The 22,980-nt window shown below is 68.4% G+C and carries 21 protein-coding genes; 9 read left to right on the top strand and 12 right to left on the bottom strand.

Annotation, left to right across the window (positions count from 1 at the left end; all coding sequences use genetic code 11):
- Positions 1-44: 44 nt before the first annotated feature.
- The 4 genes from AC1REK_RS25525 to AC1REK_RS25540 form a co-directional block, all read right to left on the bottom strand.
- Positions 45-1,685: an FMN-binding glutamate synthase family protein gene (locus AC1REK_RS25525; RefSeq protein WP_492269943.1), complete on the bottom strand. Its 1,641-nt coding sequence runs from the start codon at positions 1,683-1,685 to the stop codon at positions 45-47.
- Positions 1,686-1,792: 107 nt separating this feature from the next.
- Positions 1,793-2,749, bottom strand: a complete 957-nt coding sequence (locus tag AC1REK_RS25530; RefSeq protein ID WP_492269944.1) for a formylglycine-generating enzyme family protein — start codon at positions 2,747-2,749, stop codon at positions 1,793-1,795.
- Between the two features lie 102 nt (positions 2,750-2,851).
- Positions 2,852-3,265: a hypothetical protein gene (locus tag AC1REK_RS25535; RefSeq protein WP_492269945.1), complete on the bottom strand. Its 414-nt coding sequence runs from the start codon at positions 3,263-3,265 to the stop codon at positions 2,852-2,854.
- Positions 3,258-4,277: a sugar-binding transcriptional regulator gene (locus AC1REK_RS25540; RefSeq protein WP_327523366.1), complete on the bottom strand. Its 1,020-nt coding sequence runs from the start codon at positions 4,275-4,277 to the stop codon at positions 3,258-3,260. The genes AC1REK_RS25535 and AC1REK_RS25540 overlap by 8 nt, the downstream gene beginning before the upstream one ends.
- Before the next feature lie 131 nt (positions 4,278-4,408).
- On the opposite strand from AC1REK_RS25540, the gene AC1REK_RS25545 reads away from it, so the two are divergent.
- The 9 genes from AC1REK_RS25545 (at position 4,409) to AC1REK_RS25585 (ending at position 14,858) form a co-directional block, all read left to right on the top strand.
- Positions 4,409-5,764, top strand: coding sequence for an NAD(P)H-dependent oxidoreductase (locus AC1REK_RS25545; RefSeq protein WP_492269946.1), 1,356 nt, complete (start codon positions 4,409-4,411; stop codon positions 5,762-5,764).
- Positions 5,761-6,783: a thiamine pyrophosphate-dependent dehydrogenase E1 component subunit alpha gene (locus tag AC1REK_RS25550; RefSeq protein WP_492269947.1), complete on the top strand. Its 1,023-nt coding sequence runs from the start codon at positions 5,761-5,763 to the stop codon at positions 6,781-6,783. The genes AC1REK_RS25545 and AC1REK_RS25550 overlap by 4 nt, the downstream gene beginning before the upstream one ends.
- A complete protein-coding gene (locus AC1REK_RS25555; RefSeq protein ID WP_291646031.1) occupies positions 6,773-7,795 on the top strand; it encodes an alpha-ketoacid dehydrogenase subunit beta in 1,023 nt (340 codons plus the stop codon). The genes AC1REK_RS25550 and AC1REK_RS25555 overlap by 11 nt, the downstream gene beginning before the upstream one ends.
- Complete coding sequence (locus AC1REK_RS25560) at positions 7,795-9,036, top strand: dihydrolipoamide acetyltransferase family protein (protein WP_492269948.1); 1,242 nt, start codon at positions 7,795-7,797, stop codon at positions 9,034-9,036. Before AC1REK_RS25555 ends, AC1REK_RS25560 begins: the two co-directional genes overlap by 1 nt.
- 126 nt (positions 9,037-9,162) lie before the next feature.
- Positions 9,163-10,155 carry an ABC transporter substrate-binding protein gene (locus AC1REK_RS25565; protein WP_492269949.1) on the top strand — a complete coding sequence of 331 codons (993 nt, stop codon included), beginning with the start codon at positions 9,163-9,165 and terminating at the stop codon, positions 10,153-10,155.
- A gap of 10 nt (positions 10,156-10,165) precedes the next feature.
- Positions 10,166-11,878, top strand: coding sequence for an ABC transporter permease (locus AC1REK_RS25570; protein WP_492269950.1), 1,713 nt, complete (start codon positions 10,166-10,168; stop codon positions 11,876-11,878).
- On the top strand, positions 11,866-12,945 hold the full coding sequence (locus AC1REK_RS25575) for an ABC transporter ATP-binding protein (RefSeq protein ID WP_492269951.1): 1,080 nt from the start codon (positions 11,866-11,868) through the stop codon (positions 12,943-12,945). The genes AC1REK_RS25570 and AC1REK_RS25575 overlap by 13 nt, the downstream gene beginning before the upstream one ends.
- On the top strand, positions 12,942-14,090 hold the full coding sequence (locus AC1REK_RS25580) for an MBL fold metallo-hydrolase (protein ID WP_492269952.1): 1,149 nt from the start codon (positions 12,942-12,944) through the stop codon (positions 14,088-14,090). The genes AC1REK_RS25575 and AC1REK_RS25580 overlap by 4 nt, the downstream gene beginning before the upstream one ends.
- Positions 14,091-14,099: 9 nt before the next feature.
- Positions 14,100-14,858: a 5'/3'-nucleotidase SurE gene (locus AC1REK_RS25585; protein ID WP_492269953.1), complete on the top strand. Its 759-nt coding sequence runs from the start codon at positions 14,100-14,102 to the stop codon at positions 14,856-14,858.
- Between the two features lie 12 nt (positions 14,859-14,870).
- Here the strand turns inward: AC1REK_RS25585 and ccoS are convergent, their stop codons facing one another.
- The 8 genes from ccoS to ccoN all read right to left on the bottom strand — a co-directional run bounded on the left by ccoS (position 14,871) and on the right by ccoN (position 22,896).
- Positions 14,871-15,071 (bottom strand): cbb3-type cytochrome oxidase assembly protein CcoS, encoded by a 201-nt coding sequence (ccoS, locus tag AC1REK_RS25590; RefSeq protein ID WP_492269954.1) that lies wholly within the window; start codon positions 15,069-15,071, stop codon positions 14,871-14,873.
- Positions 15,068-17,275, bottom strand: a complete 2,208-nt coding sequence (locus tag AC1REK_RS25595) for a heavy metal translocating P-type ATPase (protein WP_492269955.1) — start codon at positions 17,273-17,275, stop codon at positions 15,068-15,070. The genes ccoS and AC1REK_RS25595 overlap by 4 nt, the downstream gene beginning before the upstream one ends.
- Positions 17,276-17,278: 3 nt before the next feature.
- A complete protein-coding gene (locus tag AC1REK_RS25600) occupies positions 17,279-17,800 on the bottom strand; it encodes a FixH family protein (protein ID WP_492269956.1) in 522 nt (173 codons plus the stop codon).
- A gap of 158 nt (positions 17,801-17,958) precedes the next feature.
- Entirely contained in the window at positions 17,959-19,395 is a 1,437-nt protein-coding gene (gene ccoG / locus AC1REK_RS25605) for a cytochrome c oxidase accessory protein CcoG (RefSeq protein WP_492269957.1), read from the bottom strand.
- A gap of 1 nt (position 19,396) precedes the next feature.
- Positions 19,397-20,284: a cytochrome-c oxidase, cbb3-type subunit III gene (gene ccoP / locus AC1REK_RS25610; RefSeq protein ID WP_327523378.1), complete on the bottom strand. Its 888-nt coding sequence runs from the start codon at positions 20,282-20,284 to the stop codon at positions 19,397-19,399.
- 3 nt (positions 20,285-20,287) lie between these two features.
- Positions 20,288-20,446 carry a cbb3-type cytochrome oxidase subunit 3 gene (locus AC1REK_RS25615; protein ID WP_066479469.1) on the bottom strand — a complete coding sequence of 53 codons (159 nt, stop codon included), beginning with the start codon at positions 20,444-20,446 and terminating at the stop codon, positions 20,288-20,290.
- Between the two features lie 8 nt (positions 20,447-20,454).
- Positions 20,455-21,225, bottom strand: coding sequence for a cytochrome-c oxidase, cbb3-type subunit II (gene ccoO, locus AC1REK_RS25620; RefSeq protein WP_316019197.1), 771 nt, complete (start codon positions 21,223-21,225; stop codon positions 20,455-20,457).
- 12 nt (positions 21,226-21,237) lie between these two features.
- Entirely contained in the window at positions 21,238-22,896 is a 1,659-nt protein-coding gene (gene ccoN / locus AC1REK_RS25625; protein ID WP_492269958.1) for a cytochrome-c oxidase, cbb3-type subunit I, read from the bottom strand.
- Between the last annotated feature and the right edge of the window lie 84 nt (positions 22,897-22,980).

The raw sequence follows: 22,980 nt of genomic DNA on the forward strand, positions 1-22,980 counted from the left end.
GACGGGCCGTCTCCGGCCAGAATGGCCAGCCGGCCGCCCGAGCCTCAGGCCCTGATCGCGTCGAAACTCTCGGCGCTGGCGAGCTTCCAGGCCGAGGCATAGAACTCGCCGTCGACGCCCTTCTCGAGCAGGCTGCCCGGTTCGAGGAAGCGGTGGAGTTGCGAGAACAGCTTGATCTCGGTCGTGCTGGTGCGGCGCACCAGATGGTGCGGGCCGAGCTCGGAGGGGTGGCTGACGCCGGCGGCGGCGAGCATCTCGGCGAGCGCCTTCAGGGTGTTGCGGTGGAAGTTGTGCACGCGCTGGGCCTTGTCGGGCACGACGAGGGCGCGCTGGCGCAGCGCGTCCTGCGTCGCGACACCGGTCGGGCAGCGATTGGTATGGCAGCTCTGCGACTGGATGCAGCCGATGGCGAACATGAAGCCACGCGCCGAATTGACCCAGTCGGCGCCGATGGCGAGGACGCTGGCCATATCGAAGGCGCTGACCACCTTGCCGCTGGCGCCGAGGCGGATACGGCTGCGCAGATTGGTGCCGACCAGCGTGTTGTGGACGAAGAGCAGGCCTTCGCGCAGGGGCACGCCGAGATGGTCGGTGAACTCGACCGGCGCCGCGCCGGTGCCGCCTTCGGCACCGTCGACGACGATGAAGTCGGGCAGGATGCCGGTCGCGAGCATCGCCTTGACGATGCCCATGAACTCCCAGGGATGGCCGAGGCAGAGCTTGAAGCCGACCGGCTTGCCGCCCGACAATTCGCGTAAGCGCGCGATGAACTGCATCATCTCGATCGGCGTCGAGAAGGCGCTGTGGCGCGCCGGCGAGACGCAGGTCACGCCCTCCGGCACGCCGCGGGTCAGGGCGATCTCGCGGCTGACCTTGTGGGCCGGCAGGATGCCGCCATGGCCGGGCTTGGCGCCCTGGCTGAGCTTGATCTCGACCATCTTGACCTGCGGATCGCGCGCCTGGGCGGCGAAGCGCTCCGGGTCGAAATGCCCATCCGCGGTGCGGCAGCCGAAATAGCCGCTGCCGAGCTCCCAGATCAGGTCGCCGCCATTCTCGCGGTGATAGGGGCTGATGCTGCCCTCGCCGGTGTCATGGGCGAAGTTGCCGGCCTTGGCACCGCGATTCAGCGCCCGGATCGCATTGGCGCTGAGCGAGCCGAAGCTCATCGCCGAGATGTTCAGCACCGAGCCGGAATAGGGCTGGCTGCATTGCGGCCCGCCGATCTCGATGCGGAAGCCCGCGGGATCGCCGACCGCCGCCGGGCGCATCGAATGGCCGATGAACTCGTAGCCGCCGGCATAGACGTCGACCATGGTGCCGAAGGGGCGGTCGCCATCCTCGTTCTTGGCGCGGGCATAGATCAGCGAGCGCTGGCTGCGCGAGAAGGGCAGCCGGTCATCGTCGCTTTCAAGCAGATATTGCCGAATCTCCGGGCGGATGCCTTCGACGAGGTAACGGATGTGCCCGAGGATCGGATAATTGCGCAGCACCGCATGCTGCGTCTGCACGAGATCGTAGATTCCGATCGCCGACAGCAGGCCGGCGACCAGCGTCAGCGGCCAGAGCCAGGACCAGAGCGGCAGCAGCAGGAGCGAGCCCAGCGCGACGGCGATGCAGCCGGCAAGCGCGGCGTAGCGATTGAACAGCGAAATGGGCAAGACGGCCGGACCTCGTAAAAGATGCATGCCCCTGGCGGGGCGCGGCCGAGCCTCGGACAAAATCGCGGGCGGGACAATGCCCAGGTGCCGGCGGCACGGCCGGCATCGGCCCTCCTTGCTGCGGGCGCGATGCGTCAGGCCGGGTAGACGAGGCGAAAACCCATATGGCTGGTGCTCGAATCCGGCGCCGAGCCGATGCGGGCAGCGATCCGGTAGCGATGGCAATAGGAGCGATGGCAGAGGAAGGAGCCGCCCTTCAGCACCTGCCGGCGCTCACTTGCCGCTTCGCGGTTGAGCTGCTGGGCAGCCCGCTTCAGCGAGCGGACGCGGAAGGGCTCGGCGCACCATTCCCAGACATTGCCGCACATATTGTGGAGCCCGTAGCCATTGGGCGGAAAGGACCGGGCCGGAGCCGTGCCACGATAGCCGTCCGCGGCGCTGTCGGCCTGCGGAAAGCTCCCCTGCCAGATATTGCAGGGGAAGGGCCCGCCATCGCCGGGCTCCTCGTCCCCCCAGGGATAGCGCGCGCCTTTCAGGCCGCCGCGGGCGGCGTGCTCCCATTCGGCCTCGCTCGGCAGGCGCCCCCCGGCCCAGCCGGCGAAGGCGAGCGCATCGCGATGCGAGATATGGACGACCGGATGGTCGAGGCGCTGCTCGATCGTCGATCCCGGCCCCGCCGGCTGGCGCCAGCTCGCCCCTTCGACACGGCACCACCAGGGCGCGCCGTCCGGCCGCTGCAAGGCCGCTGCAGACCCGGCGACATCGTGCTCGAAGACGAAGGACCAGCCATACTCCTCGGCCTCGCTGACATAGCCGGTCGCGCCGACGAAGGCGGCGAAGCGGGCATTGGTCACCGCCGCCTCGTCCATCCGATAGGCCGGCAGCTCGACGAAGCGTCGCGGGCCCTCGCCGTCGAGCGGAAAGACCGGCTGGTCGGTGCCGATCTCGGCGCGCCCGGCCGGGATCGCGACCGTGACCGTCGCGTCGTGGCCCGCCCCGAAGGCGGCCTGAGCCATGCCGGCCGGCTTCGCCGCAGGTAGACGCGCGCTGGAAATGCCGCAGCAGCCCGGTTTGGGCTCGGTCGTCGTCAACGCAAGTCTCCGCTATCGGGCGCTGGTGCCGGCCTCAGCAGCAATCTGCGCCGGCACCTGTCAAGGCGGGTAGGCTAAATCGCGCAGCGCTTCGTTGGGGGCTCAGGGCAGCTTGTGGTTCTCGAAGAAGCCGTCGAGCGGAATCTGCGTCTCCTTCTCGAAATCGTCCATCGCCTCGACCAGGCGCTGGCGATAGCCCAGCAGAGCGAGCAGAATCTGGGCGGCGTCGCGCGACAGGCCGTAGCGCGACCAGCTCTCGGCCGTGCGCTGTTCGAGCCCTATGCGGGTGCCGAAAGCCTCGACGCTGTCGAAGCCGAGGCCGCGCACCACCTCGAGCAGCTCCTCGGCGCTCATCCGCGGCTTGACCAGATGCGAATGCACCCGCTCGAGCACGAGGCGCACATCCGAGGGCCGGAACTGCAGCGAATGGCGCGCCAGTTGCTGCAGATTGCCCGCCTTCGACGTACCCGCGCCGATCGGCCGCCGCGGCCCGCCACCTTCTCCCCGCTCAGCCATGCTTCTGCCCCACGCTCGCCAGCAGCGCGTCGGCGGCGCCCTCATCCGTGATCAAAACCTTCGCCGCGCTGGCTCGCAGAGCAGCCCGGATCGCCGGCGCCTTGTTGGCGCCGCCGCCGGCAATGGCGACGAGGCCGATCCCGGTCAGCTCCGACGGGTTCACCGCCATGATGCGCCGGTTCACGGGATGGTCGACCGGCCTGCCCTCGGCGTCGATGAAATGGCAGAGCAGGTCGCCGACCGCGCCGGCAGCCCTCAGCGATTCAAGATCCGATTCCGGCACGAGCCCTTCGCGGAACAGGGTCGAGTCCCGCCCGAGGCTGCCGATGCTGAGCAGGGCGACATCGGCGGCGCGGGCCCGAGCCAGCAGGTCGCGCAGGGTCGGCTCACCCCAGAGCGCGTCGCGAATCTCGGCGCTGGAGACGAAGACCGGTGCCGTCAGCTGGAAGCAGTCGGCGCCGAACATATCGGCGACGCGGCGCGCCACGGCCGAGGGATTGATGCTGCGCGAATGGGTCAGGCCGCCGAGCAGCGAGACCACCGACATGGCCTCGATCTGGCGAGGCTGCATGCCGCGCAGCGCCTGATGGAGGGTCTCGCCCCAGCCGACGGCGAGCGACATGTTGTCCCGCAGCATGTCCGACAGCCAGAGCCCGGCGGCGTAGCCGACCAGAGCGGGGATGCTGGCGGCATCGCGCGCCGCCGGTACGACGATCGCCTCGTCGAGCCCGAAGCTGGTGACGAGGCCGCGCTCCAGCGCGGCCTGCCGCGCCGAGCGCGCATCGATGCGGATACGGACGATGCCTTCGTTGCGGGCGGCGGCGAGGATGCGCACGACCTTGATGCGGCTCAGGCCGAGCGCCTCGGCGATCTGCTCCTGCGTCAGGCCCTCGACATAATAGAGCCAGGCCGCGCGGACCTTGTCGTCCGCGACGAGCTCCGTTGCCGCACGGGTTTCGTCTTCCAGCGCCATGAACTCCCCGTCGGTCTCCCGGTCATCGCGGCGCACCATCGCTGTCCGCCGCGGGTTCGGCAATCCCACTGCGATTCTGATCGCTTGACAGCGTCGGCGCAATGATCTTTTGTCTGATTAAATGAACATATGTTCCAAGAAGTATCTTTCCGGGCGGAGATGATCTGACGATGGCGGCTGCATTTTCGCCCCCGATGGGCGCATCGCCGACGGCCGGCCTGACGCTGGCCGAGGCGCTCGAACAGCGCGAGCGGGCCGGCAGGCCGGTCCGCGTCGGGCTGATCGGCGCCGGCCAGATGGGCACCGATATCGTCGTGCAGATCGCGCAGATGCCCGGCATCGCGATCGCGGCGGTCGCCGACATCGCGCCGGACCGCGTGGCACAGGCGGCGGCGCTCGCCGGCTCCGCTGCCGACATCGTTTCGGATGCGGCCGGGATCGAGGCCGCCCAGCGCAAGGGCCGGATCGCCGCGACCACCTCGCTCGATCTCATCTGCAATTCGCCGGCCGTCGACGTGATCATCGACGCCACCGGCAACCCCGAAGCCGGCTCTCGGGTGGCGCTGGCCGCGATCGCGGCGCGCAAGCACATCGTGATGATGAATGTCGAAGCCGACATCACCATCGGCTCCTATCTCGCGGCCGAGGCGGCGAAGGCGGGCGTCGTCTATACGCTAGGTGCCGGCGACGAGCCTGCCGCCGCCATGGAGCTGATCAATTTCGTCCGCGCCATGGGCTATCCGGTGGTCGCCGCCGGCAAGGGCAAGAACAACCCGTTCCGGATCGATGCGGTGCCCGCCGACTATGTCGAGGAAGCGACCCGGCGGAACATGAATCCGCGCATGCTGGTCGAGTTCGTCGACGGCTCGAAGACCATGGTCGAGATGGTCGCGATCGCCAATGCCTGTGGCTTCGTGCCCGACATCCCGGGCATGCACGGCCCGGAGGCGCCGCGCGCCGAGCTGCAGAACTATTTCTGCCCGAAGGAGGAGGGTGGCCTGCTCTCCCGCAAGGGCGTCGTCGACTTCACCGTAGCCAAGGGCGTCGCGCCCGGCGTGTTCTGCGTCGCCGAGATGCGTCATCCCAGGGTGCGCGAGCGGATGAGCGACCTGCATCTCGGGCCGGGGCCGTATTACTCCTTCTTCCGGCCCTACCACCTGACCAGCCTGGAAGTGCCGCTCTCGGCGGCGGCCGCCGTGCTTTTCGGGCTGTCCCATATGCGCCCGCTGCCGGTGCCGCGCGCCGAGGTCGGCTGCGTCGCCAAGCGCGACCTTTCCGTCGGCGAGACGCTCGATGCGATCGGCGAATATGCCTATCGCGGCTTTGCGCTGTCGCGGGCCGATGCGCAGGCGCGCAACGCGCTGCCGATCGGGCTCGCCCAGGGCGCGACGGTGACGCGGGCGGTGCGCAAGGGCGAGCTGATCACGCTGGCCGATGCGACGCCCGACCAGCGCCTGAAGATCGTCGAGGTACGACGGGCGCAGGACGCGATGGTCGCCGCGCTCGGCGGGGGAATCCAGGCATGAACGACATGAAGACAGGCGCTGCGCAGATCGCGCGGCCGAACCAGCGGCCGGAGCTCGCGGCACTCGACGATGCGACGCTGCGTACCGCGCTGACCCGGATGCACCTGATCCGGAAGTTCGAGGAGGCGGCCGAGGCGAGCTATATGCGCGGGCTGATCCACGGCACGATGCATCTCTCGATCGGCCAGGAGGCCAGCGCGGTCGGCACGACCCTGCCGCTGCAGGCGCAGGACTACATCCTTTCGACCCATCGCGGCCATGGCCACTGCATCGCGCGCGGCGCCGAGCCGAAGCTGATGTTCGCCGAGTTCTTCGGCAAGGAGACCGGCTACTGCAAGGGCCGCGGCGGCTCGATGCACATCGCCGATGTCGAGGGCGGCAATCTCGGTGCCAACGGCATCGTCGGCGGCGGCCTGCCGATCGCGGTCGGCGTCGGCATGAGCATCAAGGCGCAGAAGAACGGCCGGGTCTGCATGGTCTTCTTCGGCGACGGCGCCTCGAACGAGGGCGCCTTCCACGAGGCGCTCAACATGGCCTCGATCTGGAAGCTGCCGGTCGTCTTCGTCTGCGAGAACAACAAATACGGGATGTCGATGGACATCGCCCGCGCCATGGCAGTCGCGAATGTCGCCGACCGGGCGAGCGCCTATGCCATGCCGGGCCATTGCCTCGACGGCAACGATCTCGCCGGCGTCGCCGCGGTGGCGCGCGAGGCGGTCGCGCGGGCGCGCCATGGCGGCGGCCCCTCGCTGATCGAGTGCAAGACCTATCGCTGGCGCGGCCATTCCAAGAGCGATCGCAATCTCTACCGCAGCAAGGAAGAGATCGAGGAATGGCGCGCCCAGGATCCGATCCGGCGGCTCGAGGACGAGCTCAAGGCGCATGACCGTTTCGACGCTGCCGCGCTGATGAAGCTCGAAGAGGACGCCCAGCGCGAGATCGATGCCGCCGTCGAGTTCGCCCGCACCTGCCCGGACCCCGATCCGAAAGACCTGACCCGTGACGTCTATGCCATCTGAGCTGATCGAAGCGCCCGCGGAGCTGCGCGAGCTTTCCTATGCCGAGGCCGTGCGCGAGGCGCTGGCCCAGGCGATGGAGGCCGACAGCCGAGTCTTCCTGTTCGGCGAGGATGTCGGTGTCTATGGCGGCGCCTTCGGCGTCTCAGGCGACCTCGTCCACCGCTTCGGCGCCGAGCGCGTCATCGACACGCCGATCAGCGAGCTCGGCATCGCCGGGGCGGCGGTCGGCGCCGCGATCACCGGCATGCGGCCGGTCGTCGAGATCCAGTTCTCGGATTTCGTCACGCTCGCCATGGAGCAGCTGGTCAACCAGGCGGCTAAGATCCGCTTCATGTTCGGCGGCAAGGCGAGCGTGCCGATGGTGGTGCGCCTGCCCGGCGGCTCGGGCACCGGGGCGGCCGCCCAGCACAGCCAGAGCCTTGAAGCCTGGTTCGCCCATGTGCCGGGGCTGAAGGTGCTGCAGCCGAGCACGCCGCACGATGCCAAGGGCATGCTGCTGGCGGCGATCGACGATCCGAACCCCGTGATGATCTTCGAGCACAAGCTGCTCTACAAAACCAAGGGCCATGTCCCGGCCGAGCCCTATCGCGTGCCGATCGGCAAGGCGGCGATCCGCCGCGAAGGTACCGACATCACCATCGTCGGCTCCTCGATCATGGCGCTGAAGGCGCAGGCGGCCGCCGCCCGGCTTGCGGATGAAGGCGTCTCGGCAGAGGTGATCGATTTGCGCTCGATCCGCCCGATCGACTTCACCACGATCGCCGAGAGCGTGCGCAAGACCCACCGGCTGATGGTGGTCTATGAGGGCGTCAAGACCATGGGCATCGGCGCGGAGATTTCCGCCATGATCGCCGAGAGCGAGGTCTTCGACTTCCTCGATGCGCCGATCGTCCGCCTCGGCGGGGTCGATGCGCCTATCCCCTATAATCCCGTGCTGGAGAAGGCGGCGGTGCCGCAGGAGGACGACATCTTCGCCGCCGCGCTCAACCTCCTGCGCCGCGGAGAGGCCTGATGCCGGTCGAGGTCATCCTCCCCAAGGTCGACATGGACATGGAGACCGGCACGATCGAGGCCTGGCACGTCAAGGAGGGCGATCAGGTCCGCCAGGGCGAAACGATCTTCGAGATCGGCACCAACAAGGCGGTGATGGAGGTCGAGGCGCCGGCGAGCGGAGCCATCCGCCGCATCCGGGCCGAGACCGGCATCGCCATCGCGGTCGGCACGCCCGTCGCCTGGATTTATCTCGACGGCGAGACGCAGGATGCGGCACCGGCGGCAAAGCCTGCGGCGATGCCGGCTCCCCCGCCCGCCGCGGCGGCCGCAGTCGTTGCGAACCAGGCGAGCAATGGCGTCGCTGCCGGCGCCGTTCCAGCAAGCTTGCGCGCCACGCCTCTCGCACGCCGCGTCGCGCGCCAGAACGGCATCGACCTCAGGGCCATTGCCGGCTCCGGGCCACGCGGGCGGATCGGCGAGGCCGATGTCCGCAGCCATATCGCTGCGGTGGCAGCTCCCGCACCGGTTGCAGTCGATGGCGCCGCCGCGACCTGCCGCAGCGCCGAAGTCCCGGCCGACACGCTGAAGCCCTTCTCCGCCATTCGCCGCATCGTCGCGACGCGGCTTTCGGAGAGCATGCGCACGGCGCCGCATTTCTATCTCACCAGCGAAATCGAGATGAGCGCCGCGCAGGCGCTTCTGCGCCGGCTCGCCGCCAGGCATGAGCGGCTCGGCGCGCCGAAGCCGAGCCTGACCGTGCTGATCGCCCGGATCGCCGCCGGCGTGCTCGGCCATCACCCGCTGCTCAACGCCTCGGCGGAAGGCGAGGCGACGCGTTTTCATGAGCGCATCGATATCGGCATCGCCATGGAGCGCGAAGGCGATCTCGTCGTGCCGGTGCTGCGAGACGCCGGCACGATGGACATGCCGGCCATGGCGCGCGAGTTTGCGCGGTTGCGCGAGGGGGTGGCGAAGCGCAGCCTGACGCCGGCCGAGCTCGGCGGCGGCACCTTCACCATCTCCAATCTCGGCATGTACGGGGTCGACAGCTTCACGGCGATCATCAACCCGCCGCAGGGCGCGATCCTGGCGATCGGCCGCACGGTCGAGAAGCCGGTCGGCCGGGACGGGCAGATCGTGCTGCGGCCGATGGCGAACTTCACGCTGTCATCGGACCATCGCATCATCGACGGAGTGACGGCGGCGCGCTTCATGGCCGATCTGCGCGAGGCACTGGAGAATCCTGAAGTGCTCTTGTGAGGGATGCAGGCCACCATGCCGGCGATGCGGCATGGTGGCAGGAAAGACGAACTGATAGCCAGCAGTGACGAAGATCGTCCGTCGCCCTAAGGCGGTAAGGACGACTGACACAACGGAGGAGACATCATGACCCAGACCAGACGCAGCCTCGTCATCGCCGCGCTCGGTGGCTTGCTCGCCGCGAGCCCCGCCTTCGCCCAGGAGCCGGCGGGCAAGCTCGTGCTCTACACCTCGCAGCCGGAGAAGGACGCGGCGCAGACCACGGCCGCCTTCAAGAAGGCCTATCCCAAGGTCGAGGTCGAAATCTTCCGCTCCGGCACCACGGAAGTCATGGGCAAGCTCGCGGCCGAGATCTCGGCCGGCCAGCCGCGCGCCGACGTACTGCTGATCGCCGATGCGGCGAGCATGGAGATCCTGAAGAAAGACGGCCGCCTGCTCCCCTATGCCGGCGCCAAGGTCGACGGGCTGCAGCCCGGCTCCTTCGACGCCGACAAGACCTATTTCGGCTCGAAGCTGATCACCACCGGCATCGCCGTCAACACCGGCGCCAAGACCCGGCCGACCTCGTGGAACGATCTCGGCAATCCCGATCTCAAGGGCCAGATCTCGATGCCGAGCCCGCTCTATTCGGGCGCCGCCGCGATCATGCTCTCGACCATGACGGCAAGGCCCGATCTCGGCTGGAAGCTGTTCGAGCAGCTCAAGGCCAACGAGGCCGTTGCGGTGCGCGGCAACGGCGCCGTGCTGCGCGCCGTCGCCAGCGGCGAGAAGACCTATGGCGTGCTGGTCGACTTCATGGCCTTCAATGCCAAGGCCCAGGGCTCGCCGGTCGAGTTCATCTTCCCGAAGGAAGGTGCCCCGGCGGTGACCGAGCCGGTCGCGATCCTGAAGACGACCAAGAACGAGGCGGCCTCGAAGGCGTTCGTCGACTTCATTCTCTCGGATGAGGGCCAGAAGCTCGCGCTCGCCATGGGCTACATCCCGGCCAAGCCGAGCGTCGGCTCGCCCTCCTGGCTGCCGGCCGGCACCAAGATCAACGTCATGGCCTCGGACATCGCGGCCGTGGTCAAGGCGACCGAGGCGGACAAGGCCCGTTTCGCCACCATGTTCGGCAACTGAGACCGGCTCCATGTCCTTAGCGGATGCTGCCACGACGCGTACGCGCGTCGTGGAGACCGGTCTCCTCTGGGGACTCGTCCTGCTCGTCGCCGTGCTGTCCCTGCTGCCGATCGGGCGGCTGGTCTTCGAAGGGCTGGCACCGGGCGGCGCGCTCTCGACCTCCTCGCTCGGCAAGGTCCTCGCCAGCCAGGCGACCTGGACGGCGACCGCCAACAGTCTCGTCACGGCGATCGCCGGGACCGTGCTCGCCGTGCTGCTCGGCGGCACGGTGGCGCTGCTGACGACGCTGACCGACATCCGCGCCCGCAACGCCTTCACCTTCTGCTTCGTGTTGCCGCTGATGATCGCGCCGCAGGTCACGGCGCTGGCCTGGCTGCAGCTCTTCGGCCCCTCCAGCACGCTGCTCAAGCTGATCGGCATGGCGCCGCCGCTCGGCAGCAAGAACCCGCTCTATTCGCGCGAAGGCATCATCCTGCTGCTCGGGCTGCAATACGCCCCGCTGGTCTTCCTGACCTTGCGCGCCGGCCTGCGCGCTCTGCCGAAGGAGCTGATCGAGGCGGGCCTCGCCGCGGGCGCAAGCCCGCTTACCGTGCTGCGCACCGTCGTGCTGCCCTTGATGACGCCGCCGCTGATTGCCGGCATCGCGCTCTGCTTCGTCTCGAGCCTCGGCAATTTCGGCATTCCCGCCTTTCTCGGCATTCCCGGCAATTTCCTGGTACTGCCGACCCTGATCTACCAGCGCCTCGCCGGCCTCGGCCCGGGCGTGCTCTCGGAGGTCGCGATCCTGTCGCTGCTGATCGGCCTCATCGCCATGGTCGGCATCCTCTTGCAGGACTACATGCTGCGCCGACGCGACTTTCGGATCACCACCACCTCCAGTGCGGCGCGGCCCTTCGAGCTCGGGCGCTGGCGCACCACGGTCGAGATCCTGCTCTGGACCGTCGCCATCCTGATCCTGGCACTGCCCTTCCTCGGCCTGATCACGACATCGCTGATCCCGGCCTTCGGCGTGCCGCTGAATGCGAAAACCGCGACGCTCGCCAACTATGCCTATGTGCTGCTCGAGCACGCCGCCTCGAAGCGCGCCTTCGTCAACAGCTTCCTGATGTCGGGCGCGGCCGCGATCCTGATCGTCGTGATCTGCGTGCCGCTCGCCTATTTCATCGTCTGGAAGAAGTCGCGCCTCTTACGCCTGCTCAACGTCGCCGCCGAACTGCCCTATGCGATGCCGGGCGTCGTGCTCGCCATCGCCGCGATCCTGCTCTTCCTGAAGCCGCTGCCGCTGCTCGGCTTCTCGCTCTACAACACGATCTGGATCATCGTCTTCGCCTATCTCGCGCGCTTCCTGGTGCTCGGCCTGCGCCCGATCATCAGCGGCTATCTGCAGCTCGACCGGACGCTGGAGGAGGCCGCGCAGATCGCCGGTGCCGGGCTCGTGCGCCGGCTCGTCACCATCATCTTCCCGCTGGTCGCGCCGGCGGCGGTGGCGGGGGCGCTGCTGATCTTCCTCACCGCCTTCAACGAACTCACCGTTTCCGCGCTGCTCTGGTCATCGGGCACGGAGACGCTCGGCGTGGTGGTGTTCTCCTTCGAGCAGGGCGGCGACTCGACCTATGCCTCGGCGCTGGCGGCGGTGACGGTCCTCGTCACCATCGGGCTGATGCTCTCGACCCTGCTCTTCGCCAAGAAACTGCCACAGGGAGTGCTGCCGTGGCGCGACTGAAGATCGACCGGGCCCGCAAATATTTCGGGTCCTACACCGCGCTCGACGACGTCTCCATCGATGTCGAGGATGGCGAGTTCATCGCCGTGCTCGGCCCGTCCGGCTGCGGCAAGACCACGCTGCTGCGCCAGATCGCCGGCTTCGACAAGCTCGATGGCGGTGAGATCACAATCGGCGACCGGCTGCTCTCCTCACCCGAGCGGCACGTGCCGCCGGAGCATCGCAAGCTCGGCATCGTCTTCCAGTCCTATGCGCTCTGGCCACATATGAGCGTGGCGGAAAACGTCGCCTATGGCCTGACCGTCGCCGGCGTGCGCGACCCCGAGCGCGCAAGGCGCGTCGCCGCAGCGCTCGATCTCGTCGGCCTCACCGGCTTTGCCGAACGGCGCCCGGGCCTGCTTTCGGGCGGCCAGCGCCAGCGCGTCGCTTTGGCGCGCTGCCTCGTCACCGAGCCCTCGCTGGTGCTGCTGGACGAGCCGCTCGCCAATCTCGACGTGCATCTGCGCGCCTCAATGGAGGAGGAGTTCTCGCGCTTCCACGAGCGCACCGGCACGACCATGGTCTACATCACCCATGATCAGGCCGAGGCGATGGCGCTGGCCGACCGGATCGCGGTGATGGACCGTGGCCGGCTGCTCCAGCTCGCCAGCCCCTCGTCGCTCTATCGCGAGCCGGCGAACACGACGGTGGCGGGCTTCATCGGCGAGGGCATGGTGCTGCCGGCGCGCCTGCTTTCGAAGCCGGAAGCCGGTCATTGCAAGGTCGATGTTCTCGGCGTCGAGGCGGTGATGCGCTGCCGCTCCGACCAGGCTGCAAGCGCGCAAGCCAAGATCTGCCTGCGGTCGCGCGATTTTTCGATCGCTCAGGACGAAGGCGGCCTCGCCGCGCGCGTCGAGCGCCTCTCCTATCAGGGCGGCTATTTCCGGATGGAGGTGCGCCCGCTCGCGAGCGAGGAAACCATGCTGCATCTCGACGCGCCGGAGCCGGCGCCGGCCGCCCCCGGCGAGACGATCCGCCTCAGCATCAGGGATGGCTGGGTCATTCCGGAGGCGGATCTGGCGGCATGAAGATCAGGATTCACGGCGGCGTCGGCGAGAAGGGCCGCACCTGCATCGGCGTCGAACATGGCTCGACGCGGCTTCTGCTCGATGTCGGGGTCAATACCAGCGCGCCGCGCGGGCCGGGCTATTATCCGGCGATTTCGCCGGAGCAGCTGGCCGCCACCGAGGCGATCATCGTCACCCATGCGCATGAGGACCATGTCGGCGCGCTCGGCTGGTGCCTCGCCAACGGGTTTTCCGGCCGGGTCCTGATGACGGCGGAAGCTGCCTCCGAGACCGATGCGACGCTGCAGGCCTATGCCACGGCCGAGGAGCGGGCGCTCGCGCAGACGGCGAAGATCGAGATCATCGAGGCCGGCAAGCCCTTCCGGCTCGGCGGAATTGCGATCGAGACCGGACGCAGCGGCCATGTCGTCGGCGGGGTCTGGTGCCATCTGACCGCAGATGGTCGCCGGCTCGGCTATTGCGGCGATGTCGTGCCGGCGAGCCCGGTCTTCGCAATGGACAGGATGCCGCCCAGCGACCTCTTCCTGCTCGACGCCTCCTATGGCGAGGACCGCGTGCCGGCCTGGGAACGCGGCCTCGCGGTGACGCGCTGGCTCGAGGCGCATCCCGGCGGCGCAGTGCTGCCGACGCCGCTTTCCGGCCGCTCCGTCGAGCTGATGGCGCTGATCGACAGCCCGATCGCGATCCATCCCTCGATGCAGGCGTCGCTGGCGCAGCAGATCGCCGCCGGCTCATGGCTCGCGCCGGGCATTGCCGACGAGTTGTCGCGCAAGCTCGCAGGCGCGCTGCTCTGGCGCGAGGGCGAGACGCTGCCGCAGGCCGCGCTGCTCTGCCATGACGGAATGGGGCTCGCCGGCCCCTCGGCGGCTGCACTGGCGCAGGCGCAGGCGGAACGAAAGCCCGTGCTTCTGACCGGGCACGTGCCGAAGGGCAGCCCGGGCGATGCCATGCTGGCGGCGGGCAAGGCGCAATGGCTGCGCTTCCCGACCCATCCGACCCTGCCCGAGAATGCCGCGCTCGCCGCCGCCAATGGCGCGCCGGTGGTGCTGGCCCATTCCTGCGACGCCGCCACGGCGCGTGCGCTGGCCCGCACCATTCCGGGCCTCAACCCTGCGCCCAAGCCGGGCGACATCATCGAGATCTGAGGCTGAACCATGCGTATCCTGATCGCTAATGACGACGGCATCGACGCACCGGGCATCGCCCTGCTGCGCCGGGCCGCTGCGCGCCTCTGGTCCGACATCTGGGTCGTGGCGCCAGAGCGCAAATGGACGGCGGCGAGCCACCATCTCTCCTTCGACCGCGATCTCGTGCTGACGCGGCGCGAGAACCAGGTCTACGCGCTCTCCGGCACGCCGGCCGATTGCGTCGTCGGCGCCATGACCGTGCTGTTCCGCGATGGCGGCCGGCCGGACCTCCTGCTCTCGGGCGTCAATCACGGCCGCAACACCGGCGAGGACGCGGCCTATTCCGGCACGCTCTCGATCGCCCGCGAGGCTTGTTTCTGGGGCGTTCCGGCGATCGGCCTGTCGCGGGTCAAGGAGGGTGGCTATGGCGAAGAGGACGTCGCGGCGCTCGCGGCCCTGCTCGCCAGCCTCTGGGCACGGCGCGGGCAATGGGCGCGCGAGGGCGCCTGGCTCAGCGTCAACCTGCCGAACACCTTGCCGGCCGAGATCGGTCTGGCGCGGATCGGCCGCGACAAGATCGCCGGCGCCGCCGATATCGTCGATGACGATCCCGCGCGCACGGTCTGGCGTATCAGGCGTGGCCGGCCGCAAAGCAGCCAGCCCGGCGACGAGAATTCACTGATCGACGCCGGCAAGATCGCGATCGTCCGGCATTGCTGGACGGACGGCGCACCGCTCGACGCGGCCCTGGCACGGGATCTCAATGCGGAGCTCGGCCAGGGCTAGCTCCAGACGAAGTCAGCGGGGCGCTGCCGCCTTTGCGTCGACCGGCGCCTCGGCCGGCATCGGCTCCGGGGTCAGGTCGTCATCGTCGAGAATGCGCCAGCCCGGCCCTTCCAGATCGCTGTACTGGCCCGTGCGCATGTTCCAGAAGAAGGCGGCGAGCCCGGTCAGGCCCAGCGCCAGGGCGAGCGGCATCAGCACGACCAGGATGTTCATGCGGAGCCCTCCCGAGCAGCGGCGGCGGGCTGGCGGCCGGCGCGCAAGGCGTTGAGCGTGACGACCAGCGACGAGCCCGACATCGCCACCGCAGCGACCAGCGGGGTGGCGAATCCGGCGATCGCGATCGGTACGGCCACGGCGTTGTAGAGCACCGCGAACCAGAGGTTCTGCACCATCAGCCGGCGCGCCTTGCGCGCGATGCGCAGGCTCGCGGCGACCGGCGCCAGCTCCTCGCCGAGGAAGACGATGTCGGCCGAGGCCTGCGCCAGCTGGGTCGCGCTGATCGGCGACATCGAGGCATGGGCCCTCGCCAGCGCCGGGGCGTCGTTCAACCCGTCGCCGACCATCAGCGTCCTGCGGCCGGCGGCGGCGAGGCGCTCGAGCTCGGCGATCTTCTCGTCCGGCCGCTGCCCGGCCTTGAACTCCGCGATCCCCAGGGCCTCGGCGAGCGGCGCCACGGCCTCGGCCCGGTCGCCGGAGAGGATGACGACGTCGAGGCCGAGCGTCCGCAGATCGCGGATGCTCGCCGCGGCGTCAGGTCGCAAATGCTGGTCGACGGCGAAGACGGCGCAACGCGCGCCATGGCGCCAGGCGATCAGCGAAGCGGCAGGGTAGGCAGCCGACACGGCCGTGGCTTCAGCCTCGGCGCCGCAGAAGGCGATGCTGCCGAGGCGCATCTCGACATCGTCGACCGTGGCGCTGAGCCCGAGCCCGTGATGCTCGCGCACTGTCTCGAGCGGGCGCGGCTCGCCGGCCGCCATGGCGATCGGCCGGGCCAGCGGGTGGCGGCTCGCCGCGGCGAGCGCTCCGGCGGCGGCGAGCACGTCCGGCGCGATCGCCGCGAGATTGCTCAAACCGGGCTCCGGCAGGGTCAGCGTTCCCGTCTTGTCGAACACCACGGTGTCGACCTCGGCGAGGCGTTCGAGCGCGTCGCCCTGCTTCAGCATGACCTTGCGCTTGAACAGCGCCGCCGCCGAGACGACCTGCACCGCCGGGATCGCCAGGCCGAGCGCGCAGGGGCAGGTGATGATCAGCACGGTGATCGCGATGATCAGCGCCTGGTGCCAAGCGAGGCCGAACAGCATCCAGCCGAGGAAGGTCGCGAGCGCGGTCGCGTGCACGACGGGGGCGTAGAGCCTCGCCGCACGGTCGGAGAGTCGGACATAGCGCGAGCGGCTCTCGACGGCCTGGGCCATCAGCCGGTCGATCTCGGAGAGCAGCGTCCCGGCTCCCGCAGCCTCGACCCGGATCGTCAGCGCGCCCGAGAGATTGAGCGTGCCGGCATGGACGCGCTCGCCGACGGCGACGGAAGCCGGCGCGGTCTCGCCGGTGACCAGGCTCTGGTCGAGCTCGGAGGCGCCTGCCTCGACCAGCCCGTCGACGCTGACCCGCTCGCCCGGCCGCACCAGCACGAGATCGCCCGGCGCGATCGCGGCGATCGGCACGATGACGCTGCTGCCATCGGCCGCCAGCCTCGTCGCGGTCTCCGCCTTGAGCGCCGCGAGATTACCGGCGAGATCGCGGGTGCGCCGGCGCATCAGCTGGTCGAGATAGCGCCCGATGAGGAGGAAGAAGATCAGCATCACCACGCCATCGAAATAGGCGTGCTCGCCATGGTTCAGCGTGACGATGACCGACATGCCAAGCGCCAGCACGATGCCGAGCATGATCGGCACGTCCATATTGACGGCGCCGGCCCGCAGCGCCCGCAGCGCGCTCTCGAAGAAGGGCCGGCCGGCATAGGCCGCGGTCGGCAGCGCGATCAGCGCCGAGACCCAGTGGAAGAAGTCGCGCGTGACCGGGTTGATGTCGTTGGCGTTGCCGGACCAGACCGAGACCGACAGCAGCATGATGTTCATCGAGGCGAAGCCTGCGACGCCGAGATAGCGCAGCAGCCGCTTGTCCTCCTGCTGCGCCGCCTCGCGCTCCTGCGCCGGCAGGAACGGATAGGCCTTGAAGCCGAGCGCAGCGAGGCTGGCGACGATCGCTTCCGGCCGCAGCGCCCCTTCGCGCCATTCGACGGTGACGCGCTTGAGCGCGAGATTGACGCGCGCGTTCAGGATGCCGGTCTCGCGGGCGAGGCCACGCTCGATCGCATGCATGCAGCCGGCGCAGCGCATGCCGTCGACGGCGAGCTCCATGCCGGCGACACCACCGGTGCCATGCCGCACGAAGATCGAGAGATCCTGGCCGTCAGCCATGGCTCAATCCCTCAGCATCACGCGGCTGCGGGTGTCGAAGACGGCGGCGCCGTCCCGCTGGGCGCTGAGCACCAGCGTCCAGGCTCCGGCCGGCAGGTCCGAAAGCCGGGCCTGGTAGTGCCCGGGCGCGATCTCGGCGAGCTCGACCTGCCGGTCGCTGCCGCGCCGCGCCGGATGCTCCAGCCTGACATCGACGGAGAGCCCAGCGACCGGCTGCCCGGACTTGTCCGCGAAGGTCACGGCCACGACCTCGGCACCGCCCTCCCGCCGCAGATCGGCGTCGACATGCCAGCCGCGCTCGTTCTGCGCCCGCATCCGGGCGATCTCCTGGTTGAAGCGCTGGCTGGTCTCGTAGGCGCTCCTGACGTCGACGCCCGGCATGGTCCGGATCGCGATCGTCATCATCACCCCGTTGACGCCCGCGACCACGGCGAAGAAGCCGATCATCGCGAAGAGCACGAAGCGGCCGCTGAGCCTGAAGGGCGCGCGCGGCGCCGGCGGCGGCGCTGGCAGGTCGATCGGCATGGCAAAGCCTCCGCAGCAGGACATGGAGCTCTCGCTAGGACAGGAAGGGGAAAGCCTCGGAGCGAAGATTTCGCATGGTTCCCGCCCGTACACTTTGATCCCGATCAGATCGGGCTTCGGGCGGGCGCCATTTGCGCGCCCGCCCGAGTAATCCGGCGCTACGGCGCCATGAAGTGATCCTCGGCCCGCACGACCTCGCCGGCGAAGAGATCCGAGGCGGTGATGGTGACCGGCTGCGACTTGTCGAGATGGACATCCGCCGGAACCGTGACCAGGACGCGGACCTCGCGCGAGCTGTCGGGCTCGACCGTCACGACCGGCCGCAGATCGGCGGTCGCCGCCGAGCCGACCGCCTCGATGCGCGCCCCCGCCGGCCCGGACACCGTCAGCGCGAAGGGCCGCGATTCCGGCCGCTTGTTGAGCAGGCGGACGGTATAGCTGTTGCGGATCGAGCCGTCGCTGAGCTTGACGAACAGCGGCGAGCGCTCGTGCAGCACCGAAATGTCCGCCATCTTGCGCGTCGCGAGCTGGTAGACCATCGCCCCACCGACCACCAGGATCAGGCCGGCATAGGTCAGGGTGCGCGCGCGCAGCGGCCGATAGACCGGCTTCTGGCCGGCCTGCCGGCGCTTGACGTTGTCGTCGGTATCGTAGGCGATGAGCCCCGCGGGATAGCCGACCTTGGTCATCACCGTGTTGCAGGCGTCAATGCAAAGCCCGCACTGGATGCAGTCCATCTGCGCGCCGTCGCGGATATCGATGCCGGTCGGACAGACCGCAACGCACTGGTTGCAGTCGATGCAGTCGCCGGCCGGCGCACCGGTGCTGCGCAGGCGCTGGGCCTGCTTGACCGACACGCGCGGCTCGCCGCGATCGTAGCGATAGGTGACGTTGAGCGCGTCGTCGTCGGTCAGCGCCGCCTGGATCCGCGGCCAGGGGCACATATAGGTGCAGACCTGCTCGCGCATGATCCCGGCGAGCGAATAGGTGGTGAAGGTCAGGATCGCGATCCAGACATAGGCCGAGAGCGGGGCGGTGAAGGTCGCGAGTTCCTTCACCAGCGTCGGCGCATCGGCGAAGTAGAGCACCCAGGCACCGCCGGTCCACCAGGCGATCACCAGCCAGACCGCGTGCTTGGCGGTCTTGCGCCAGGCCTTGTCGAAGGACCAGGACGCCTCGTCGCGCTTGATCCGCTCGCGCCGGTCGCCCTCGAAGAAGCGCTCGACGGCGAGGAAGAGATCGGTCCAAACCGTCTGCGGGCAGAGATAGCCGCACCAGACCCGGCCGGCGACGGCATTCATCAGGAACAGCACGAAGGCCGCCAGGATCAGCAGCCCCGTGAAGTAGTAGACCTCCTGCGGCCAGATCTCGATGAAGAAGAAATAGAAGCGGTTATTGGCGATGTCCGCCAGCACCGCCTGGTTCGGCAGGTTGGGGCCGCGGTCCCAACGCAGGAAGGGCAGCAGGTAGTAGATACCGAGGCAGAGGACGAGGATGATCCACTTCGCCCTCCGATAGGGGCCGGAGACGCTCTGCGGATAGACCTTCTTCGACGGAGCGAAGAGGGGCAGATCGTCTGCGTCGGCAGTCGACATGTTATTGGCCTCCGCCAAGCGAGTGCACGTAGACGGTCAGCGCCTTGATCGTCGTGGCGTCGAGCCGCTGCTGCCAAGCCGGCATCACGCCGTTGCGGCTGTTGGTGATGGTCTCGGTCAGCGACGCCATGTCCATGCCGTAGAGCGAGATCGCGTCGGTCAGGTCCGGCGCGCCCATCTCGCGATTGCCCTTGCCCTGGTCGCCATGGCAGGCGGCGCAGTTATCGGCATAGAGCTTGGCGCCGCCAGCGAGATCGGCCTTCGGCTCGGTCGACAGGCCGGCGATCGACCGGACATGGTTGGCGACGGCGCGGATCTGGGCGGCGTCGAGCATCTTATCGCGGCCAAAGGCCGGCATCTGGCTGACGCGCGTATCGGGATCGCCGGCGAAGCGGATGCCGTGCTCCAGCGTCTTCTGGATCTCGGCGAACGAGCCGCCCCAGAGCCAATCGTCGTCGTTGAGGTTCGGATAGCCCTTGGCCCCGCCGCCGCCGACGCCGTGGCAGGCGGCACAGTTATCACCGAAGGCGGCCTTGCCCTGCGCCGTGGCGATGCGGAACAGCTCCGGATCGGCCTTGATCTGCTCGAAGGAGGCTTCCGTCAGCGCCTTGGACTGAGCCGCGCGCTCCTGCTTCAGCAGCGCCATGTCCTGCGCGATGTCGATGCGCGAGGCATAGCCGATCACGCCGCGGGTCACGTCGGTCACCAGCGGCCAGGCCGGGTAGACGATCCAGTAGCCGATCGACCAGATGATCGTGGCGTAGAAGATGCCGAGCCACCAGCGCGGCAGCGGCGTGTTCAGCTCCTGGATGCCGTCCCAGTCATGACCGGTAGTCGACTGGCCGGTGGCGGCGTCGAACTGCGGTGCGTGCTTGTCCTGCTCGGCCATGGTTCAGTCCTCCCGCAGGGGGGTGCGGGCCGCTTCTTCGAAGCGCGCGCGGTTGCTCGGCCAGAGGGCGTAGGCGCAGATCGCCAGGAACACGCCCATGAAGTAGAGGACGCCGGTCGACTGGGCGAATTGAGCGAGCCAGGTGTAGGTCGATGTCGTCATGGCGGTGCTCACCGGATGTTGGCCTTGTCGTCGTAGAGCTTGAAGTCGACCAGCGTGCCGAGCACCTGCAGATAGGCGATCAGGGCATCGGCCTCGCTGATCTTCTGGGCGTCGCCGTCGAAGTCGCGGATCTGCGCCTTCGGGTAGCGCTTCTCCAGCTCGGCGGCGCGCGGATGGTCAGGCGTCGCCTGCGCCTCGAGATCGCGCTTCGCGTCCTCGATCATCTCGTCGGTGTAGGGAACGCCGCTGGCGCGGTTGGCGCGCAGATGATTGGCGATGTCGTTGTAGTTGAGCTCGGTCTTCGCCAGGAAGGGATAGCCCGGCATGATCGATTGCGGCACGAGATCGCGCGGCCGGTTGAGATGGGCGAGCTGCCATTCGTCCGAGTACTTGCCGCCGACGCGGGCGAGATCGGGCCCGGTCCGCTTCGAGCCCCACTGGAAGGGCTTGTCGTACATGCTTTCCGCCGCGAGCGAGTAATGCCCGTAGCGCTCGATCTCGTCGCGCAGCGGCCGGATCATCTGGCTGTGGCAGTTGTAGCAGCCCTCGCGGACATAGATCGCGCGGCCGGCGAGCTCCAGCGGCGTGTAGGGCCGCATGCCCTCGACCTTCTCGATCGTGTTGCGCAGGTAGAAGAGAGGCGCGATCTCGATCAGACCGCCGATCGAGATCACGATCAGCACCCCGATCACCAGGATGATCGAATTGGTCTCGAAGATCTTGTGCTTCGACCACAGCGACTGGCGCGGCGCCTGCTTGGGGGCGTCGAGGCTCGACATGGGACAGGTTCCTTACTGGGCGGGGACGAGCTGCGGATCGGGCGCGTGCTCGCGCTGCGGCGCGCCGCTCCTCACCGTCATCCAGAGGTTGAAGGCCATGATCAGCGCGCCGGCGAGGAAGAGGCCGCCGCCCATCGCGCGGATCACGTAGTAGGGCTTCATCGCCGCGACCGTCTCGATGAAGGAGTATTCGAGGAAGCCGAGCGAGGTGTAGGCCCGCCACATCAGGCCCTGCATGATCCCCGACACCCACATCGCCGAAATGTAGAGCACGATGCCGAGCGTCGAGATCCAGAAGTGCCAGTTCACCAGCTTGAGCGAATACAGCTCCTTGCGGTTCCACAGCCACGGCACGAGGCAGTAGATCGCGCCGAAGGAGATGTAGGCGACCCAGCCGAGCGCGCCGGAATGGACGTGGCCGATGGTCCAGTCGGTGTAGTGCGAGAGCCCGTTCACCGCCTTGATCGACATCAGCGGACCTTCGAAGGTCGACATGCCGTAGAAGGCGAGCGAGACGACCATCATCCGCAGGACCGGATCGGTGCGCAGCTTGTCCCAGGCGCCCGACAGCGTCATCAGCCCGTTGATCATGCCGCCCCAGGAGGGCATCCACAGCATGATCGAGAAGGTCATGCCGAGCGTCTGCGCCCAGTCCGGCAGCGCGGTGTAGTGCAGATGGTGCGGACCGGCCCAGATGTAGAGGAAGATCAGCGCCCAGAAGTGGATGATCGAGAGCCGGTAGCTGTAGACCGGACGCTCGGCCCGCTTCGGCACGAAGTAGTACATCAGCGCCAGGAAGCCGGCGGTCAGGAAGAAGCCGACCGCGTTATGGCCGTACCACCACTGGAACATCGCATCCTGCACGCCCGACCAGAGGCCGTAGGACTTCGGCGACAGGATCGAGACCGGCCAGGCCACGTTGTTGCCGATATGCAGGACGGCGATCGTCAGGATAAAGCCGAGATAGAACCAGTTCGCCACATAGATGTGTGGCTCCTTGCGCTTGGCGAGCGTGCCAAGGAAGACCAGGAGATAGACGACCCAGACCGCGGTCAGCCAGAGGTCCGCATACCATTCCGGCTCGGCGTATTCCTTGCTCTGGGTGATGCCGAGCAGGTAGCCGGTGCCGGCGATGACGATGAAGAGGTTGTAGCCGAGCACCACGAACCAGGGCGAGAGATCGCCGGCGAGGCGGGCATGGCTGGTGCGCTGGACCACGTAGAACGAGGTGCCGATCAGCACGTTGCCGCCGAAGGCGAAGATCACCGCCGAGGTGTGCAGCGGCCGCAGCCGGCCGAAATTGATCCAGGGCAGATCGAAATTGAGATCGGGGAAGGCGAGCTGCAGGGCGATGATCAGCCCGACGGTGAAGCCGGCGATGCCCCAGACCATTGCGGCGACGGTCGCGAACTTGACCGGCTCCATATTGTAGTTCGGCTTGCCGCCGATCTCCTGCGGCGCCGGCACCTGGCCGGGCCGGAAGCAACGGTTTGCGATCAGGAATACGGACCCCAGCGCCGCCAGCGCCCCGAGGGCCGCATGGAAAGCGTAGCCACGGTCTTCGGTCATGGCAGCGATCAGGATCAGCGGCAGCACGGACGCGGCCGCGAGCACCATCCCGCCTATCTCCCCCACCGTGGCCCGCCGGATCGGATAGCCCATCGCCGCCATGCGACACCCCTTCATCTCGCTGCAGCGCAACACAGGCGCCTCCTGCCGAGGGGTTACCCGTCCGTGCGAGACTTGGCCTTGATG

Source organism: Allobosea sp. GW823-FHT02B03 (assembly GCF_058797755.1).

Excerpts from the sequence above, each read along its gene's own strand:
- AC1REK_RS25525 (WP_492269943.1), bottom strand. The coding sequence starts at position 1,685 with ATGCATCTTTTACGAGGTCCGGCCGTCTTGCCCATTTCGCTGTTCAAT.
- AC1REK_RS25535 (WP_492269945.1), bottom strand. The coding sequence starts at position 3,265 with ATGGCTGAGCGGGGAGAAGGTGGCGGGCCGCGGCGGCCGATCGGCGCG.
- AC1REK_RS25540 (WP_327523366.1), bottom strand. The coding sequence starts at position 4,277 with ATGGTGCGCCGCGATGACCGGGAGACCGACGGGGAGTTCATGGCGCTG.
- AC1REK_RS25545 (WP_492269946.1), top strand. The coding sequence starts at position 4,409 with ATGGCGGCTGCATTTTCGCCCCCGATGGGCGCATCGCCGACGGCCGGC.
- AC1REK_RS25550 (WP_492269947.1), top strand. The coding sequence starts at position 5,761 with ATGAACGACATGAAGACAGGCGCTGCGCAGATCGCGCGGCCGAACCAG.
- AC1REK_RS25555 (WP_291646031.1), top strand. The coding sequence starts at position 6,773 with ATGCCATCTGAGCTGATCGAAGCGCCCGCGGAGCTGCGCGAGCTTTCC.
- AC1REK_RS25560 (WP_492269948.1), top strand. The coding sequence starts at position 7,795 with ATGCCGGTCGAGGTCATCCTCCCCAAGGTCGACATGGACATGGAGACC.
- AC1REK_RS25565 (WP_492269949.1), top strand. The coding sequence starts at position 9,163 with ATGACCCAGACCAGACGCAGCCTCGTCATCGCCGCGCTCGGTGGCTTG.
- AC1REK_RS25570 (WP_492269950.1), top strand. The coding sequence starts at position 10,166 with ATGTCCTTAGCGGATGCTGCCACGACGCGTACGCGCGTCGTGGAGACC.
- AC1REK_RS25580 (WP_492269952.1), top strand. The coding sequence starts at position 12,942 with ATGAAGATCAGGATTCACGGCGGCGTCGGCGAGAAGGGCCGCACCTGC.
- AC1REK_RS25585 (WP_492269953.1), top strand. The coding sequence starts at position 14,100 with ATGCGTATCCTGATCGCTAATGACGACGGCATCGACGCACCGGGCATC.
- ccoS (WP_492269954.1), bottom strand. The coding sequence starts at position 15,071 with ATGAACATCCTGGTCGTGCTGATGCCGCTCGCCCTGGCGCTGGGCCTG.
- AC1REK_RS25595 (WP_492269955.1), bottom strand. The coding sequence starts at position 17,275 with ATGGCTGACGGCCAGGATCTCTCGATCTTCGTGCGGCATGGCACCGGT.
- AC1REK_RS25600 (WP_492269956.1), bottom strand. The coding sequence starts at position 17,800 with ATGCCGATCGACCTGCCAGCGCCGCCGCCGGCGCCGCGCGCGCCCTTC.
- ccoG (WP_492269957.1), bottom strand. The coding sequence starts at position 19,395 with ATGTCGACTGCCGACGCAGACGATCTGCCCCTCTTCGCTCCGTCGAAG.
- ccoP (WP_327523378.1), bottom strand. The coding sequence starts at position 20,284 with ATGGCCGAGCAGGACAAGCACGCACCGCAGTTCGACGCCGCCACCGGC.
- AC1REK_RS25615 (WP_066479469.1), bottom strand. The coding sequence starts at position 20,446 with ATGACGACATCGACCTACACCTGGCTCGCTCAATTCGCCCAGTCGACC.
- ccoO (WP_316019197.1), bottom strand. The coding sequence starts at position 21,225 with ATGTCGAGCCTCGACGCCCCCAAGCAGGCGCCGCGCCAGTCGCTGTGG.
- ccoN (WP_492269958.1), bottom strand. The coding sequence starts at position 22,896 with ATGGCGGCGATGGGCTATCCGATCCGGCGGGCCACGGTGGGGGAGATA.